Source organism: Enterococcus saccharolyticus subsp. saccharolyticus (assembly GCF_029023825.1).
GTDB lineage: Bacteria > Bacillota > Bacilli > Lactobacillales > Enterococcaceae > Enterococcus_F > Enterococcus_F saccharolyticus.
Genome location: NZ_CP118957.1, coordinates 1,491,583 through 1,509,058, shown reverse-complemented (window position 1 = coordinate 1,509,058; position 17,476 = coordinate 1,491,583). Strand labels below are relative to the sequence as shown.

The following is a 17,476-nucleotide window of genomic DNA, read 5'->3' as shown; positions in this document are numbered from 1 at the left end:
AGCAGTTGCTATCATTCGTTTTTTTTTAAAGCAAGGAAACTTGCACTTTTCTGTGCATTTGATAAAATAAGAGAAACTATATAATTTGGAGGTCTGCTATTTTGGATATAGGTAAACCAAGAAAACTAGGAAAAACCATTGATGAGATTGAGGAAGGTGAATCGTTATCCGTTACAGAATCAATTGAAGACAATCAATTGCTGTTGTATTTAGGATTAACAAATGATGCCAATCCGTTGTATGTACAACATGATTATGCGCGTCAAACAGCGTACGAACGACCAATTGTTCCATCAATTATGTTGATGGGGATTGTCACAAGCGCTATTTCAAAACATTTACCTGGACCAGGCTCACATGTGGTGAATTTCTCTGTGAACTTTGTGGAACCTGTCTACCATTACGAAACATTGACATTTGATTTTGAAGTCATCAAAGTAGATAAAATGAAAGATGTCATTACCATTTCTGTGGAAGCAGTGAATACGGAAAATGACCGTGTATTAGATGCGGTTGTGATGGTTCAACCACCAATTTTAATTGAAGAAAGTGAGGAAACAAATGAATAATCATCAAGTCATTGAAGAGACAACTGGTTTAAATAAATTTTATGCAAAAGTGTATAGTATCTTTGGAATGGGCTTAGGAATTAGCGCATTAGCTGCCTTTTTAGGCGGTAGCATTTTTCTAGAACAAACACTAGCGTTTATTCAAAACTTCCCATTAGGATTAACTGGAATTTGGATTGCTGAGATTATCTTAGTGATTGTTCTAAGTGCCAAAGCACAAAAAAATCCATCTTTGACATTGGCTGGATTTATTGTATATGCGTTACTCAATGGAATTGTTTTATCCGTTACTATTTTAGCTTACGGTGTAGGAAATGCAGGTAAGGCCTTCGTTGTAGCGACAATTACTTTCTTAGTAATGGCGTTGTATGGGGCATTTACGAAACGTGATTTAAGCGGTATTGGTCGTGCGGGTATTGGTTTATTATTCGGTGTGATTATTGCAACTATCGTTAACATGTTCTTGCAAAGTTCTGGTGTCGATTACTTCTTATCTTATGTGACAGTGCTTATCTTTGTTGGTTTGACAGCATACGATAACCAACGTATCCGTCAGGTCTACTTTGCTTCACAAGGACAAGATAATCTAGGGTTAGCGGCTTTCATGGCATTGCAACTGTATTTAGACTTTATCAACCTCTTCCTATCGCTATTACGTATCTTTTCAAGAGACTAATCAAGCAAACGAACATTGGCAAACCAATGTTCGTTTTTTTGTACTCAAATAATCGCATTCCCCAGATTTCTTTGTTAGAATAAGAGAGAATGTTTCAAGTGAGGAGCCAAAAAAATGACAAAAAATAAATTATTATTAGTGGATGGCAATAGCGTCGCGTTTCGTGCGTTTTTTGCGTTACATAATTCGCTAGAACGCTTTAAAAACAATAATGGACTGCACACCAATGCGATTTATGCATTCAATAATATGTTTGAGAATGTGATGGCTAAAGAAGCACCAACGCATGTATTGGTGGCTTTTGATGCAGGGAAAACGACATTCCGTAATGCGATGTACGAAGAATATAAAGGTGGACGTGCAAAAACACCAGGTGAATTTAAAGAACAAATGCCATATATTCGTGAATTAATCAATGGATTAGGTGTGAAACATTATGAATTAGATAACTACGAAGCGGATGATATTATCGGTACGTTAGCCAATCGCGTGGATAAAGAACAATTTGATGTCGTGATTTTAACCGGTGACCGTGATTTAACGCAATTAGCGACTGAGCAAGTGAAAGTCGACATTACAGTGAAAGGTGTAAGTGATATTGAATCATACACACCTGAACACATTGCGGAAAAATACGATGGTTTAACTCCGTTACAAATCATTGATATGAAAGGTTTAGCAGGAGATGCTTCTGATAATATTCCTGGCGTAACCAAAATTGGTGAAAAAACTGCGATTAAATTGTTGAAGCAATATGATTCCGTGGAAGGAATTTATGAACATATTGATGAGATGAAAAAAAGCAAGATGAAAGAAAACTTAATAAACGATCGTGAATTAGCCTTTCTTTCAAAACAGTTAGCTACAATTAATATTGATGCTCCCGTAGAAGTCGATATTGATTCTCTAAAATATGAAGGCAAAGATTTAGACAAATTAGTTCCTTTTTATAAAGAAATGAACTTTAAAACTTTCTTAGAGCGTTTGAACGTAGTTGATGATCAAGAGATGACGGATATTTTGTTTGAAGTCGTCGAAGAAACAACCCCAGAGATGTTTACAGAAGAATCTGCTTTATATATTGAAATGTTAGGCGATAATTATCATATTGAAGATATTGTCGGAATTGCTTGGGGAACAAAAGAAAAGATTTATGTTGCTCGTAACGAAGCAGTTTTTGAAGATGCAGCGTTTCAGGACTGGTTATTTGATGAAACGAAAAAGAAAAAGGTCTATGATGCTAAGCGAACACAAGTAGCGTTAAATCGTTATATTGGTCGTCCGAAAGGGTTGTCTTATGATGTATTATTAGCAGCGTATCTGTTAGATACAAATGACAATAGCAATGATATTGCGGCTGTGGCAGCACATTATGGTTATACCGAAATTCAATCCGATGATGTTGTGTACGGACGTGGTGCGAAAAAAGGTTTACCAGAAGATGAAGAGGTATTCTTTGCGCACTTAGCACGTAAAATTGTAGCCATTGACTGGTTAAGTGAAAAGTTAGTGGAAGAATTAGAAGAAAAAGGTCAGACACAACTATTTTACGAAATAGAATTTCCATTATCTAATATTTTGGCAGAGATGGAAATTACTGGTATTAAAGTCGATGCGCAACGTCTGAACCAAATGAAAGGTGAATTTGCAGAGCGATTGCATGAAATTGAACAAAAAATTTATGCGCAAGCAGGCGAAGAATTTAATCTGAATTCACCGAAACAACTTGGAGTTATTTTATTTGAAAAAATGGGTCTACCTGTTATCAAGAAAACCAAAACAGGTTACTCGACTGCAGTAGATGTCTTGGAACAATTAAAAGAACAAGCCCCAATTGTTGAAGATATTTTGGTTTACCGTCAGATTTCAAAAATTCAATCGACTTATGTTGAAGGTCTGCTAAAAATGATTCAAGGTGATGGGAAAATTCATACGCGCTATGTCCAAACCTTAACGCAAACCGGACGTTTAAGTTCAGTGGATCCAAACTTGCAAAATATTCCGATTCGTTTAGAAGAAGGTCGTAAAATTCGTGAAGCTTTTGTACCGAGAAAAGAAGATTGGGTCATTTATTCTTCCGATTACTCACAAATTGAATTGCGCGTACTAGCGCATATTTCTGATGATGAGCATTTGAAAGCAGCCTTTTTAGAAGGACAAGATATTCATTCAAGTACCGCTATGCGGGTGTTTGGTATTGAAAAAGCCGAAGATGTCACACCGAATATGCGTCGTCAAGCTAAGGCGGTTAACTTTGGAATTGTGTATGGCATTTCCGATTATGGTTTGTCACAAAACTTAGGCATTACTCGAAAAGCGGCGCAACAATACATTGATACCTATTTTGATCGTTATCCCGGTGTAAAAGAATACATGGAAACAGTGGTTCGAGAAGCCAAAGATAAAGGATATATTGAGACGTTGTATCATCGTCGTCGTTATCTACCAGATATTAATTCACGTAATTTCAACTTACGCTCGTTTGCAGAACGCACAGCAATTAACTCGCCAATCCAAGGAAGTGCGGCTGATATTTTGAAAATTGCGATGATTGAATTGGACCGTCGCATGAAAGAAGAAAAATTAGAAGCGACCATGCTCTTACAAGTACATGATGAATTGGTATTTGAAGTACCCGAATCTGAATTAGAACAATTGAATCAACTTGTAAAAGAAGTGATGGAGACAGCAGTGTCTTTACACGTACCATTAGTGACCGACAGTAGTTGGGGAAAAACATGGTATGAAGCAAAATAAAGAGGTGACCAAATTTGCCAGAATTACCAGAAGTAGAAACAGTTCGCAAAGGACTTGTACATTTAGTTAAAGGAAAAACAATCGAATCAGTGGATGTTCGTTGGCCACGAATTATTGAATCTCCCGAAGTAGAATTGTTTCAAAATAATTTAGTGGGTCAAACTATTGAAGATATTCAGCGTCGTGGAAAATTTTTAATTTTTAAATTGACGAATTTTGATATGATTTCGCATTTACGTATGGAAGGAAAATATGGATTTGATACTGACCAACAAGATGTGATTGATAAACACACACACGTCATTTTTCATTTTACTGACCATTCACGTCTTTCTTACAATGATGTGCGTAAATTTGGCCGGATGGTGTTGGTTCTGAAAAATGAAAGTAGCGAATACAAAGGGATTAAACAATTAGGTCCCGAACCTCGACCAGATGTCTTTTATTTGGAAACTTTCCAAGAAAAATTAAAACGTTCATCTAAAGCAATTAAACCATTATTGCTAGATCAAAAGCTTGTGACAGGTTTAGGCAACATCTATGTGGATGAAGCACTCTGGGAAGCGCAAGTTCATCCTGAAACGCCAGCTAACGTGTTAGATGATGGGGAAACGACCCGTCTGCATCAAGCAATTATCGATGTCTTAGCACGAGCAGTCGAAGCAGGTGGTACCACGATTCGTTCATATGCGAATGCGTTAGGTGAAGCTGGCACGTTCCAAGTGGCGTTAAATGCCTATGGACAAACCAATCTACCGTGTCCACGTTGTCAAACACCGATTGTGAAAACCAAAGTGGCGCAACGCGGGACGCATTATTGTCCAACGTGTCAAAAACGGAAAGGGTGAGACAACCATGATTTTAGGTCTTACTGGCGGCATTGCAACTGGCAAAAGTACCGTGGTGTCTGTTTTTCGTGCCTATGGTTTTCCAATTGTCGATGGCGATGTGATTGCTAGAAAAATCGTCGAACCAAACCAAGCAGGCTTACAAGCAATTGTTGCACATTTTGGTGAAGGAATCTTATTACCTAATGGCCATTTGGATCGTAAGCAATTAGGTAGTATCATTTTTGCGGATGAACAAAAACGACAACAATTAGATGCGTTGCTTGATCCAATTTTGCGACAAAGCATTACAGCGCAAATTCATCAGTATCACGATGCGCCCTTAGTCATTGCAGATGTTCCTTTACTGTTTGAAGCAAATTATGAACAGTTTATGGATAAAATTGCAGTGGTGTATGTTCCGGAAACTGTGCAACTTGAACGTCTAATGAATCGTGATACGTTGACCAAAGAACAAGCCCAACAACGAATTGCTAGTCAATTACCCATCGAAGAGAAAAAACAACGTGCAGATATAGTGTTTGATAACCAAGGTTCTATCGCTCAAACAAAAGAGAACGTTAAAAGTTGGTTAGAAGCACAAAAATTTATTTAAAAAGATTAAAAACTCTAGAGTTTTCTAGAGTTTTTTCTTATCTATTCTGTCAGAAGAACTGGTAAACGTGTTATAATATAGAAAGAAATTTAATTTATTCGTTGAGAAAATTTAAAAATAAATAGAGATAAATGAGGTGGAAATATGCACTGTCCAAAATGTCATCATAATAATTCTCGTGTTATTGATAGCCGTCAAGCCGATGACGGTCGTGCGATTCGCCGTAGACGAGAATGTGAACACTGCGGCTTTCGCTTTACAACGTTTGAACGATTAGAAGAAACACCTCTCTTAGTCATTAAGAAAAATGGCGCTCGTGAGGAATTTAATCGTGAAAAAGTCTTACGTGGCTTAATTCGCTCTGCTGAAAAACGTCCAGTCGCGATGGAACAAATGGAACAAATTGTCGATCATGTTGAAACACGTATTCGTGAACGTGGTGAAAATGAAATTCCATCAACTTTAATTGGTGAATATGTCATGGAAGAATTAGTCGATTTAGATGAAATTGCTTATATTCGTTTTGCAAGTGTCTATCGTCAATTTAAAGATATGTCGGTCTTCTTAAAGGAACTACAAGACATTGTTGATAAGGCCAAAGAAGCAAATGAATAATTTAAAGGAGGGGCTTTTGTGAATACCGCTTGGGATGAAGTTCAACCAAATCATATTTATCAAGTGTTCAAGAGCCTACCTTTAACCAAAGAAGGCAATGATGGTTTATTATACCTTTACCAACCAATTATCGGCGCGCAAGCTCTCGCGTTGTATTATGCTTTATTGGGCGATGAGGAAGATTCATTTGAAAATGAATTTGCACATATTGATATGCTAAATGCGCTAAACATTGGTTTACCTGATTTTTTGAAAGCTCGTAAACAGCTGGAAGGAATGGGGTTGCTATCTGTTTTTATGAAAGAAGATTTAGAATTCGGTCGAATGTTTTTGTATCGTTTGGAAGAACCGCTACATCCATGTGCCTTTTTTAAAGATGAAACGTATAGCTTTTTATTGTGGAGTGTCATCGGAGAACGCAAATTCAATCAAATGGTTGAACGCTTTAAACCTAAAACACTTGATATCTCTAGTTATCAAGAAATTACACGTCCATTTACTGAAGTCTACGGATCAATTAATGAAGAGTCTTTTATGCGCAAAACGGCGAAATTAGAACAAGTAGCACAAGCCTATAATATGCCACAAACGACGGGGATTCAATTGGATGCAACACAAATCGATTGGGAATTCTTGGTGAATCTAGCAGAGAAAAAATATATTTCTCGTGCTAATTTTACCGCTGATTTTAATCATCAATTGTTACTTTATCAAAATTTATATGGTTTTGATGAGATGGAGTTAGTTGATTTAATGACCGAAGCCGTTTCTTTTGTCGATGGAAAGGTCAATGAAAAAGAACTCGCGAAAGTAGTGACACGTTATACGAAACAAACACCGCAGAAAAAGATGGGCATTTATGTTTCGGAAGATGCGGAGACACGTCGCTTTAACACACTTCGTCAATCCGGATTTTCCGAACCAGATATTGAATTAATTCAAATGAGTGAAGCGACCGCACCAGCTGATTTTTTACAAGCTATTAAACAAGAAAAACATAGCTTTGTGACAGATTCAGAGACTTGGCTATTGAAATCATTAATTGAAAAAAGTCCGTTGGCCAACAGCGTCATCAATGTATTAATGCATTATGTATTAGTTGTTCAGAATAATAGTGCGCTACAAGCAAGCTTTGTGAATCGAATTGCAACAAACTGGTCAGAGATGGGCATTAAAAGTCCAGAAGATGCGATTAAACATGTTCGTCAATTGGTTAAAGAATCAAAAGAAGCCAAAGAAAAACGCGAAACGCAACGTACCAATTACCGCAAACCAATTCGTAAAGAAACATTGCCTGACTGGGTAGACAATCCAGTTGAAGAGGTTGAAGATAGTGAGAAACAAGCCGCAATTAATCAACGATTGCAAGATTATTTACGACGCAAAGAAGGTGAAAAATGATGGAAGATGTAGGGAAGAATTTAAATCGCTTATTAGATCAAAAAAATTACCGCACACGTTTTGAAGAAATGATGCAAGAAGTTTTACAAGATTCGGATGTGCGCAATTTTTTAGATGCCAACAAAGAACGGCTAACCAAAGACGATATTGAGCGTAGTTATGCCAAACTATATGAATTTGTCCAAGAAAAGCGCAAGTTTGAATTAAACGACCCTGCCCAAATTGCTCCTGGGTATGAGCCACAGTTGATGTTAAATTTTCATTCAGTGGATGTGACGTATATCCCAACGGAAGAACTATTAGCAAGGAGACATCAAGAAGAAGTGCGTAATCGTGTTCAAGCATTGAATATGCCGAAAGATATCCAAGAAGCTCGGATTGCGACCTATGAAGGAACCGCGGGACGTGGGGAAGCGTTGATGGCGGCGATTGATTTTATCGAATCGTATCGCGAAGCACCTAAAAATTTCCATAAAGGATTATATCTATCAGGAAGTTTTGGTATTGGCAAAACGTATCTGTTAGGTGCAATTGCACGCGATTTAGCCGAAGCTGGTTTTTCATCAACCTTGTTACATTTTCCTTCTTTTGCAGTTGAAATGAAACAAGCGATTGGGAAAGATCAAGTGGCGGAAAAGATGGAAGCAATCAAAAAAGCACCGATTTTAATGTTAGATGATATTGGTGCAGATGCGATGAGTAGTTGGATTCGAGATGAAGTATTTGGCGTTATCTTGCAATATCGAATGCAAGAGCAACTTCCGACATTTTTTACCTCTAATTTTACAATGCTCGAATTAGAAAAACATTTGTCTGTTACGCAACGTGGCGAAGAAGAGCCGTTAAAAGCCAAACGCATCATGGAACGTATCCGTTATCTGACCAAAGAAATTGGGATGAGCGGGCGTAATCGACGAAATCAATAGAGGTGAACAACATGAAGAAATGGCTACTCGGTAGTCTTTTAGGACTAAGTTTAGTCTTTGTGGCAGGCTGTGGTACAAACAATGACACACCTGAATCACAAGAAAGTACACAAAGCAGTGAAGCGATGGAATCAAAAACGGTCTTTACTGGAACTCTGACAGAAAATTTGGAAGAATCAGCATTAGACGCTAAAAATGTCTTATTATTTTTAGAAAATGTCGAAGCAATTGAAGACCCAGAAAACATTGTTCCGACATTTACTGAAATGGGCGTAGGGATAAATGTAGATACTGAAGATATTTCTTATTGGCGTGCGTGGCGTAAAGGAAGCAAAGTGGAAGTAACTTTAAAAGGACTTCCAGCAACGACTGCATCGATACCACCACAAGTCGCTGGTAATGCGCTTGAGAACATTACCTTACTACCATAAAGATTGAATATTCTCTTGAACGTGGTCAGTTACCATTTTTAAGAGAATTTTTCTTGAGAAAAGAGGAAAATACATGAATGAACAAGAATTATCACAACGTTTAGCACGTGTTGGTTCGCATGTTCCCCAAGATGCTCGTTTAGCAGATATTGGTTCAGATCATGCGTATTTACCCGTTGCATTAATGTTAAAAAATAAAATTACATTTGCGGTCGCAGGAGAAGTTGTCAAAGGTCCTTTTCAATCAGCAGAAAAACAAGTCCGCAAGAGTGGATTGACTGATCAGATTGTGGTGCGTTTAGCAGATGGTTTAGATGCGATTGAAGAAACTGACCGTATTAATGCTATTACGATTGCTGGAATGGGTGGGACGTTAATCCGTTCTATTTTAGAAGCTGGGAAACAGCATGGTCGTATAAATGGTAGTGAACGGCTCATTTTACAACCAAACGTGGGGGAAAAAACGTTGCGTGAATGGTTAGTTGAGAATGAGTATACAATTATTGAAGAAGAAATTTTAGCAGAAAATAAAAAAATCTACGAAATTATTGTTGCTGAAAAACAGGAACCTGTGTCTTATAGTGATCAAGAACTATTTTTTGGTCCGCACTTATTAAAAGAAAAAAACGACGTGTTTATTCAAAAATGGCAACGTGAAATTGCTGGCAAAGAGCGTGTTTTAGCGCAATTGGAAAAAGCTGAAGAAAAACCATTAGAAAAAGTCGCAGAAATTCAAACACAACTTGCTTGGATCAAGGAGGTTTTGGCATGAGTTTATCGGCCAAAGAGTTGATTCGTCGTTTTGAAGCATATTGTCCGTTATGGTTAGCTGAAGAAGGAGATCCAGTTGGGTTACATATTGGTACCTTGAACCGTGAAATCAATCGTGTCATGATGACATTGGATGTTCGTCCAGAAGTGGTGGAAGAAGCGATTGAAAAAAAGGTAGACTTCATCATTGCCAAACATCCGCCTATTTTTCGGCCTGTTCAACGTTTAATTGAAGATGATTTACAAACGAAAATGTATATTGATTTATTGCGTCATAATATTTCTGTTTATGCTGCACATACAAACATGGATATTATCGAAGACGGCTTAAACGATTGGTTTTGTGAGATGTTGGATATTCAAGTGACAGGTTATTTGAAAAAAACACATGAAGTACGTTTTAAAAAATTAGTGGTTTATGTCCCTGTGGAAGATAGTGCTGCGATGCGCCAAGCTTTAGGCGATGCGGGTGCGGGATCACAAGGCAATTATCATCATACCAGTTATTCGTTGATTGGAACGGGACGGTTTACACCAACTGCAGCAGCTAATCCCGCGATTGGTTCAGCAAATAAAGCAGAACAAGTGCAAGAAACACGGATTGAAGTATTGTATCCTGAAACATTACAACAACAAGTGTTGGCAGCAATGTTTGACGTGCATCCTTATGAAGAACCTGCGTATGATATCTTACTATTAGACAATCCACCTCAAACATTTGGACTAGGTCGTGTCGGTCAATTGGCGAAACCAATGTCGATTGAGACGTTTGCACAAAAAGTGAAAGAAGTTTTTCAATTGGATGGATTACGCCTAATTGAACCTCAAAAACCAAAAAAAATGATTCAAACGATTGCAATTTGTGGTGGTTCGGGTGGCAATTTCTATCCAGATGCTTTAAAAGCAGGTGCCGATGTGTATATTACCGGCGATGTTTATTACCATACAGCCCATGATATGCAAACAAATGGGTTGACAGTTATCGACCCTGGTCATAACATTGAAGTTGTCTGTGTACCAAAATTCATAGAAAAAATGGAAGAATGGAAAAAAGAACAGAATTGGGATATTGAATTTATTTCTTCTGAAACAAATACCAATCCTTTCCAATTTAGATAAGAGGAGAAATGACAGATGTACGAAAATTTATTACCTCGTTTTTTACGTTATGTAAAAACAGAAACACGCTCAAATCCAGAAAGCACCACAACACCTTCTACGCAAACGCAAGTTGCTTTTGCGCATACCTTGAAAGAAGAATTGGAAACATTAGGATTATCTGATGTGCATCACAATGAACAAAATGGCTTTGTAGTCGCAACATTACCAGCAAATGTGGACAAAGAAGTGCCAGCGATTGGTTTTATCGCACATATGGATACAGCTGATTTTAATGCAGTAAATGTTCAGCCACAAATCGTTGAAAATTATGATGGAACATCAGATATTCCCTTGGATCAAGCAGGGAAATACGTTTTAACGACGACAGATTTTCCGAATTTAAAAAATTACGCAGGTCAAACATTGATTACGACAGATGGTTCCACTTTATTAGGTGCGGACGACAAATCAGGAATCGCTGAAATTATGACCGCGATGGAAATTTTACTGGCGAATCCTGCTATTCCTCATGGTGAAATTAAAGTGGCATTTGGTCCCGATGAAGAAATCGGTGTCGGAGCAGATAAATTTGATGTTGAAGATTTTAATGTGAAATTCGCTTATACGATGGACGGTGGTCCTGTGGGTGAATTGCAATATGAAACATTTAATGCGGCACAAGCAGATATTACTTTCTACGGTAAAAACGTTCATCCGGGTACTGCGAAAGATACAATGATTAATGCTTTGCAATTAGCGATTGATTTCCAAAATCAATTACCAGCTGACGAAGTACCTGAAAAAACAGATGGTTATGAAGGCTTTTTCCACTTGATGGGTTTTTCAGGTTCTGTTGAAGAAGCAAAAATGAGTTATATCATTCGTGATCACGACCGTGAAAAGTTTGAAGCACGTAAAGCCTTACTAACAGAAATTCAAGCGAAAATGAATCGTTCATTCGATCAAGAACGTATCGCAGTTCATATGTATGATCAATATTACAATATGAAAGAAATCATTGAGCAAGATATGAGCATCATTGACGTTGCTGAGCAAGCGATGCACGAATTAGGTATTGAACCAATTATTGAACCTGTACGTGGGGGCACAGATGGTTCAAAAATCTCTTATATGGGGATTCCTACACCAAATATTTTTGCAGGTGGCGAAAACATGCACGGTCGTTTTGAATATGTTTCATTACAAGCTATGGAAAAAGCAACAGATGTTATTGTTAAAATCGCTGAATTAGTGGCAAAATAACAAAAAAGATAGTAAAGTCGAAGTGATCTTTACTATCTTTTTTTAGGAGTGATGAAGATGAAAATCATGGTCATTTATAATGATACATCTGGAAAAAATGAAGGTGAAAAAATTGCAAAAGACTTTAAAGAGTTTGCAAAAAATAACAAAGATATCGAAAAAATCATCCTCCAAGTAACAAATCCCGATGTGGATGAAAAGAAAATTCTTCAAAAAGCAAACGATCATCAAATCGACACACTCGTAGTAATTGGTGGTGATGGTACGGTTCATCATGTTGTTCGTATGTTTCAAGAAACGATTGATCAATATAAAGTTGGTTTAATTCCAGGGGGCACGGTGAATAATTTAGCTCGTGTGTTGGAAATTCCGTTGAATCAAAAAGAGGCCTTTCAAGTCATTGTCAATCAACATACACGAAAAATTGATTATGGCAAAATGAATGATGATGTCATGATTTCAACTGTGACAGTAGGAATTTTAGCAGATACGGCATCAAAAGTGAGTCAAGAAGAAAAGCAAAAATATGGCCCATTAGCCTTTACAAAACGTTTTTTCCGAATTTTATTTAAACGACGCAAATATCCGTTATCAATTCAAACAGAGGATGATTTTTGGCAAGGAAAGGCACATCTAGTGACGATTACAATGACCAATTCTGTAGGTGGTTTCACGCAATTTGATGCATCAGCGACACCTGATGATGGGCAAATGCACATTACGATTATTCCTAAATTGCAATTTTTCCGTTTTATCTATAATATTCCGCGCATTTTTAAAGGGCAATTTCATAAAATCCCTGGAGTAACATATTTTTCAGCACACAAAGCAATACTGAAACCATTGACCGACGAGAAAAAAATCATTACCCGGACAGATGGCGATCCAACAGATGATCTACCAGTTGAATTAAAAGTAGTTCATCAAAAATTAGAAATATTTACACCACCAACCGAATAAAAGGCAAGCAGACGATGAGAGTTGTCTGCTTTTCTATTGGTAAATTCTTTACGATAAGCTGTGTTGTAAGGTATCCTATAACTATGGAGGTTTATATGTCAGAAATAATTCAAAATCCAGTCTGGGTCTATTTACTACTGGTCAATATCTATGTTTTTTGTTTAATGGGCTATGATAAACAACAAGCAAGAAAAAAACAATGGCGTGTACCCGAAGCCAATCTTTTATTGATGGGCATTGTGGGTGGTGGACTAGGTGGTTTACTAGCACGTAGCATATTTCATCATAAAACGCGCAAACGAAAGTTTCTCGTTTATTTTCTCATTGGTGTAATTTTTGATGGTTTCTTGCTCTTTTTTAGTTAGGAGATTGAAATGAAAATAAATGCGAAAACCAAATTTATCTTGAATATTTTAGCGCTAGTTTTGATTTTTGGGATAATGTTTTATTTAATTAAAAACTCTTTGGCCGATATTTTGGCAGAATTAAAAGAAACGTCACTACTTGTTTTAGCAGGTGTGGTCTTTTTAGGCATCGCCTATCAATTTTTTGAAGGCTGGTCAATTCGTTCTATTGTTACGGGCTTTTCGAAGAAGTTTCGTATCTTTGATGGTATGCTAACAGCTTTTCATGTGGCCTTTTATCGTGTTATTACGTTTGGAATGGGAACATTGATTTCGGAAGTAAATTATTACAATCGGAAAGGGTTGAAAGTATCACAAGGAATGGGTGTCGCTGCTTTACATATGATTATGTATAAAGGGGCTATTTTGACTTATGCTATTTTCGCATTGATTATTCAATTTTCATTGTTTTATGAACATGCACCTAAAATGATTCCTTTAATTTTGCTCGGTATGTTGATGACTGGTGTTATTATTTCCTTTTTCTTAGTGATTTCATTGAGTTTAAAATTGCAAGTTGGGTTTGTCACTCTCTGTCATCGTTTTTTGAAAACGCAAAAAATGCGTGATTTGGTGGATCGTTGTAATATTCAAATTTATTCACTAAGAGAGACAGTTTCTTCTGTATTAACAGATCGGACAGCATTGGTTAAAATTTATTTGTTAAATGTAATAAAACTCGGCATGTGGTATCTGATACCGTATATTTGTCTAGTAGATAATCATCCGAATGTGGATTTTTTATTGGTCTTTTCATTGATTAGTTTTACATTAGTCTTAGCCGGTGTACTGCCTTCACCCGCAGGTATCGGTGCTTTTGAATTTGTGTATCTCTTTTTATTTAGTCCGCTTGTGGGAACCGTGGATGCTGTATCGTCGATGTTGTTGTATCGTTTTGCTTCATACGTCTTACCCTTTTTACTCGGTTTCGTCGGCGTGTTAGTCGATCGTAAAAATGCTCTATCCAATGAATTGGAAGAATTGAAAGCAGAGAGAAATGAATAATATGACAGTAGAAATTGCTGATAGAAAGGTTTATTTAGAAGACTTACCAGAATAAATGATGAGATTTCAGCATTAGCTGAGAAACTATTTCAAACAAATGATACGGTATTTGTTACGCAAAACTGAATGAAAAAACGATGTTTGCACTCGAAGAAGCAACAAACATTTCCGAAATGTATCGCAAGGATTTACCCGAATCTATTTAAAATAATTGCTACAGTATGTATTCTTTGTTAGGCTTAAAGTAAGAAAACCAAAGAGAGTGGAGAACATGAAGAAAAAAGATGATGTGAATTATACAGCTCTTGGTGTCTCATTAGGTCCCGCTTTTGGTGTGGTGTTTGGTTTATTGTTTGATAATTTAGCTTTAGGTATTGCTTTAGGCGTCGCATTAGGAGTGGCAATCGGTGCAGGTTTAGATAATCAGAAAAAGAACGAAAAATGAGAAAAAAGGTAGAAAGTCAGGATGGACTTTCTACCTTTTTTATTTTTTAAATAGTTTAATTGTTGAAATATTTTAGTTTGCAAGTTAAACTAAAATGTGTAAAGTAGAAATATAGGAGGGAAAGCCAATGACTAATTTGCAATTTATAGATAAATTTCGAGGGTTTAACCGATTTTATGCGAACTTATTAGGTAAATTTGATTTTAAATTTTATGGGGAACTCTTTACTATTGGTGAAGCCAATGTTGTAGCAGAAATTTACAATAACCATGCATTGAGTGCTAAAGATATTAGTGAGAATTTAACAATGAATAAAGGTCAATTAAGTAAAATGTTAAATAAACTTGAAAAAAATGGCATTATTATTCGTGTACCAGATAAAGAAGATAAGCGGTCATTTATTTTATCGCTAACTGAAAAAGGGAAACAGATGTATTTAGAACAAACGGAGATTGTTCGCGCAGGATTGCGAGAAGAATTGGTTCCTTATTCTAAACAAGAAATTCAGCGACTAGATTGTGCGATGACTGTTTTTAAGAATACGTATGAAAAAAACAATCTTATTGAAATTTGTGAAGCCAAAATTCAGGATATAGGTTTTGTTGCAGACTTGCATAGCAGAGTTTATAGCGAATTAGGGTATCATTATGCCATTCAAACACATATTTTAAATTCTTTAAGTCATTATACGGAGCAGCCACACTCTGGAAAAATTTGGCTTGCCAAAGTAAACGGTGTGCGTGTAGGTTCGATTGGCATTGTTGAAAATGACACAGCGGATTGGGAAATTCATTGGTTTGCTGTAGATGCCAAATATCAACATTTAGGATTAGGCAAACAATTATTAGAGACGCTAATGAATTTTGTAGCAACCAAACAATTATTACATGTCTATCTATGGACTATTAATGAATTAACGCAAGCTAGAAATTTATATGTAAGAAGTGGTTTTACTTTAACCGAAGCAATTCCAACGAAAAAATGGAAAGAACATGAAGTAATGGATGAAAAGTGGGAATGGAAACACAACTAAAAAAGGTGGAAATAAGATGAAGGTTATTCGTTATGATAAACAATATAAGCAAGAATTCATCGATTTAAATAAGCATTGGATTGATAAATTTTTTTAAATTGAATCCCATGATTTAGAACAGCTTGAAAATGTAGCGCACTACTTAGAACAAGGAGGCATGATTTTTTTTGCAATTGATGGTGAACAAGTTCTCTCCACTTGCATGGTAATTGAATTGCAACCAGATATTTGGGAAATTTGTAAATTTGCTACCAACGAAAAATTTCAAGGAAAAGGGGCGGGCAAAGCTGTATTTGCTGCTGCTTTGGATTATGCTAAGGATAAAAAGACCAAAAAAGTTGTCATTTATTCAAATAAAAACTTGAAATCAGCGCTACACATTTATCAAATGTTTGGTTTTCAAGAAGTGCCGGTTGATATTGATGAATATGAACGGTGTGATTATCAAGCGGAATTAATAATTGATGAAGAGGATCATTGAGTATTTGCGCATCATTATTAGGGGAATAGATTTTGACGCGACTCTGATACGTGATGTGCAAGATAAATTAGCAAAAAAGAAGTCATTTCATCAGTAAGTAATGGCAATTATTATTGCAAACGCAATGTTGGTTGAAAAACAATGTAAAAAAATCCTCACTGCATTCATCAGTGAGGATTTTTTTTATCCTAATAAGGACAAAATATCATTTTTTATTTCTGAAGGTTCAACAGTTGGTAAATAGCGATGTACCACATTGCCTTGTTGGTCGACTAAAAATTTTGTGAAATTCTAATGAATGGCATTTGCTTCTGCATCAGGATTAAAAGCCTGCATTTTTTCAGTAAATGCTTGCGCGTCTTTGCCTTCATCAATCGGTTTTGTTTCTCGTAACCATTGGTACAAAGGGATTGCTTGGGAACCATTCACATCAATTTTTTCAAAACGAGGAAAAGTCGTTCCATAATTCAATGCACAAAACTGATTAATTTCCTCACTCGTTCCAGGTGCTTGTTCCATGAATTGATTACATGGGAAATCGAGTATTTCAAATGATTGATCTGCTAGTTCTTTATAGAGTTCTTCTAATGCGTCATATTGTTTGGTGAATCCGCATTTTGTCGCAGTATTTGCAATCAACAACACATTGCCTTGGTAATTTTTTAATGGGAAATCATTACCAGCTTGGTCGGTTACTGTAAAATCGTAAATTGTTGTCATTATTTTCCCTCCTTGTATATATTGTACTGCAAACGTTTTATTCGTGTGAATGTTTGATTAGTATCTGCTGATATTTTCATAGTAGTAAGGGTCAATTTTGGTTGTATGACAGAGGATATGTTAAAATCAAGCAAAGCGTTTACCAGATTGTTTGTCAAAGGGGAGAGGGACAATGAAAAAAATTAATCATTTGTTACAACTCGGTTCAATTTTATTAATGATTGGAGCAATTATTCTATTTGTAGTGGCATCAAAATCTGTAAAACAAGTTGGGGCACCTAATTTTGATTTGACTAGATGGGAAGATGTGGATCTCTTTATTTTAAAACTTGGCTTTAATTGTTTAATTGGTAGTTTTGTTTTAAGTGTCTCTTCGTTCTTCTTTAGTGTAAAATGGCTAAATAAAAAAGAAAATAAATGAATGAAAACCAGTTATCTTGAGCGTCACAGATAACTGGTTTTCTATTATTGAGAC

At 36.4% G+C, this 17,476-nt stretch carries 19 protein-coding genes and 1 pseudogene; 19 read left to right on the top strand and 1 reads right to left on the bottom strand.

From position 1 onward, the window contains the following. Nucleotides 1–101 precede the first annotated feature (101 nt). The 18 genes from PYW32_RS07815 to PYW32_RS07730 all read left to right on the top strand — a co-directional run bounded on the left by PYW32_RS07815 (nucleotide 102) and on the right by PYW32_RS07730 (nucleotide 16,281). Nucleotides 102–569, top strand: coding sequence for a MaoC family dehydratase (locus PYW32_RS07815; RefSeq protein ID WP_016174866.1), 468 nt, complete (start codon nucleotides 102–104; stop codon nucleotides 567–569). Continuing rightward, on the top strand, nucleotides 562–1,245 hold the full coding sequence (locus PYW32_RS07810; RefSeq protein ID WP_016174867.1) for a Bax inhibitor-1/YccA family protein: 684 nt from the start codon (nucleotides 562–564) through the stop codon (nucleotides 1,243–1,245). The genes PYW32_RS07815 and PYW32_RS07810 overlap by 8 nt, the downstream gene beginning before the upstream one ends. A 114-nt stretch (nucleotides 1,246–1,359) precedes the next feature. Then, nucleotides 1,360–4,002, top strand: coding sequence for a DNA polymerase I (polA, locus tag PYW32_RS07805; RefSeq protein WP_016174868.1), 2,643 nt, complete (start codon nucleotides 1,360–1,362; stop codon nucleotides 4,000–4,002). A 14-nt stretch (nucleotides 4,003–4,016) separates the two neighbouring features. Continuing rightward, nucleotides 4,017–4,850, top strand: a complete 834-nt coding sequence (mutM, locus tag PYW32_RS07800) for a DNA-formamidopyrimidine glycosylase (RefSeq protein ID WP_016174869.1) — start codon at nucleotides 4,017–4,019, stop codon at nucleotides 4,848–4,850. 7 nt (nucleotides 4,851–4,857) lie between these two features. Then, complete coding sequence (coaE, locus tag PYW32_RS07795; protein WP_016174870.1) at nucleotides 4,858–5,445, top strand: dephospho-CoA kinase; 588 nt, start codon at nucleotides 4,858–4,860, stop codon at nucleotides 5,443–5,445. A 144-nt stretch (nucleotides 5,446–5,589) separates the two neighbouring features. Then, nucleotides 5,590–6,060, top strand: coding sequence for a transcriptional regulator NrdR (gene nrdR, locus PYW32_RS07790; RefSeq protein ID WP_016174871.1), 471 nt, complete (start codon nucleotides 5,590–5,592; stop codon nucleotides 6,058–6,060). An 18-nt stretch (nucleotides 6,061–6,078) separates the two neighbouring features. Beyond that, the gene (locus PYW32_RS07785) at nucleotides 6,079–7,461 is read left to right on the top strand and encodes a replication initiation and membrane attachment family protein (protein ID WP_016174872.1); all 1,383 of its coding nucleotides are present in this window, start codon (nucleotides 6,079–6,081) and stop codon (nucleotides 7,459–7,461) included. After that, entirely contained in the window at nucleotides 7,461–8,387 is a 927-nt protein-coding gene (gene dnaI, locus PYW32_RS07780) for a primosomal protein DnaI (RefSeq protein ID WP_035010287.1), read from the top strand. Before PYW32_RS07785 ends, dnaI begins: the two co-directional genes overlap by 1 nt. Before the next feature lie 11 nt (nucleotides 8,388–8,398). After that, complete coding sequence (locus PYW32_RS07775) at nucleotides 8,399–8,818, top strand: hypothetical protein (RefSeq protein ID WP_016174874.1); 420 nt, start codon at nucleotides 8,399–8,401, stop codon at nucleotides 8,816–8,818. A gap of 73 nt (nucleotides 8,819–8,891) precedes the next feature. Further along, nucleotides 8,892–9,590, top strand: a complete 699-nt coding sequence (locus PYW32_RS07770; protein WP_016174875.1) for a tRNA (adenine(22)-N(1))-methyltransferase — start codon at nucleotides 8,892–8,894, stop codon at nucleotides 9,588–9,590. Then, a complete protein-coding gene (locus tag PYW32_RS07765; RefSeq protein ID WP_016174876.1) occupies nucleotides 9,587–10,708 on the top strand; it encodes a Nif3-like dinuclear metal center hexameric protein in 1,122 nt (373 codons plus the stop codon). The genes PYW32_RS07770 and PYW32_RS07765 overlap by 4 nt, the downstream gene beginning before the upstream one ends. A gap of 15 nt (nucleotides 10,709–10,723) precedes the next feature. After that, nucleotides 10,724–11,953 (top strand): peptidase T, encoded by a 1,230-nt coding sequence (pepT, locus tag PYW32_RS07760; RefSeq protein WP_016174877.1) that lies wholly within the window; start codon nucleotides 10,724–10,726, stop codon nucleotides 11,951–11,953. Between the two features lie 51 nt (nucleotides 11,954–12,004). Further along, complete coding sequence (locus PYW32_RS07755) at nucleotides 12,005–12,913, top strand: diacylglycerol/lipid kinase family protein (protein ID WP_211210780.1); 909 nt, start codon at nucleotides 12,005–12,007, stop codon at nucleotides 12,911–12,913. A gap of 95 nt (nucleotides 12,914–13,008) precedes the next feature. Continuing rightward, a complete protein-coding gene (locus tag PYW32_RS07750) occupies nucleotides 13,009–13,278 on the top strand; it encodes a DUF1294 domain-containing protein (protein ID WP_016174879.1) in 270 nt (89 codons plus the stop codon). Nucleotides 13,279–13,287: 9 nt separating this feature from the next. Then, nucleotides 13,288–14,322, top strand: coding sequence for a lysylphosphatidylglycerol synthase transmembrane domain-containing protein (locus PYW32_RS07745; RefSeq protein ID WP_016174880.1), 1,035 nt, complete (start codon nucleotides 13,288–13,290; stop codon nucleotides 14,320–14,322). A 271-nt stretch (nucleotides 14,323–14,593) separates the two neighbouring features. Then, nucleotides 14,594–14,767 (top strand): glycine zipper domain-containing protein, encoded by a 174-nt coding sequence (locus tag PYW32_RS07740; RefSeq protein WP_016174881.1) that lies wholly within the window; start codon nucleotides 14,594–14,596, stop codon nucleotides 14,765–14,767. Nucleotides 14,768–14,894: 127 nt separating this feature from the next. Further along, nucleotides 14,895–15,800, top strand: coding sequence for a bifunctional helix-turn-helix transcriptional regulator/GNAT family N-acetyltransferase (locus PYW32_RS07735; protein ID WP_016174882.1), 906 nt, complete (start codon nucleotides 14,895–14,897; stop codon nucleotides 15,798–15,800). Between the two features lie 97 nt (nucleotides 15,801–15,897). After that, nucleotides 15,898–16,281, top strand: a complete 384-nt coding sequence (locus PYW32_RS07730) for a GNAT family N-acetyltransferase (protein ID WP_275066197.1) — start codon at nucleotides 15,898–15,900, stop codon at nucleotides 16,279–16,281. Nucleotides 16,282–16,464: 183 nt separating this feature from the next. Here PYW32_RS07730 and PYW32_RS07725 read toward each other — a convergent pair. Continuing rightward, nucleotides 16,465–17,001: pseudogene (locus PYW32_RS07725) on the bottom strand (glutathione peroxidase). A gap of 172 nt (nucleotides 17,002–17,173) precedes the next feature. Between PYW32_RS07725 and PYW32_RS07720 the strand changes: the two are divergent. Beyond that, entirely contained in the window at nucleotides 17,174–17,422 is a 249-nt protein-coding gene (locus PYW32_RS07720) for a hypothetical protein (protein ID WP_016174885.1), read from the top strand. Nucleotides 17,423–17,476: the final 54 nt, after the last annotated feature.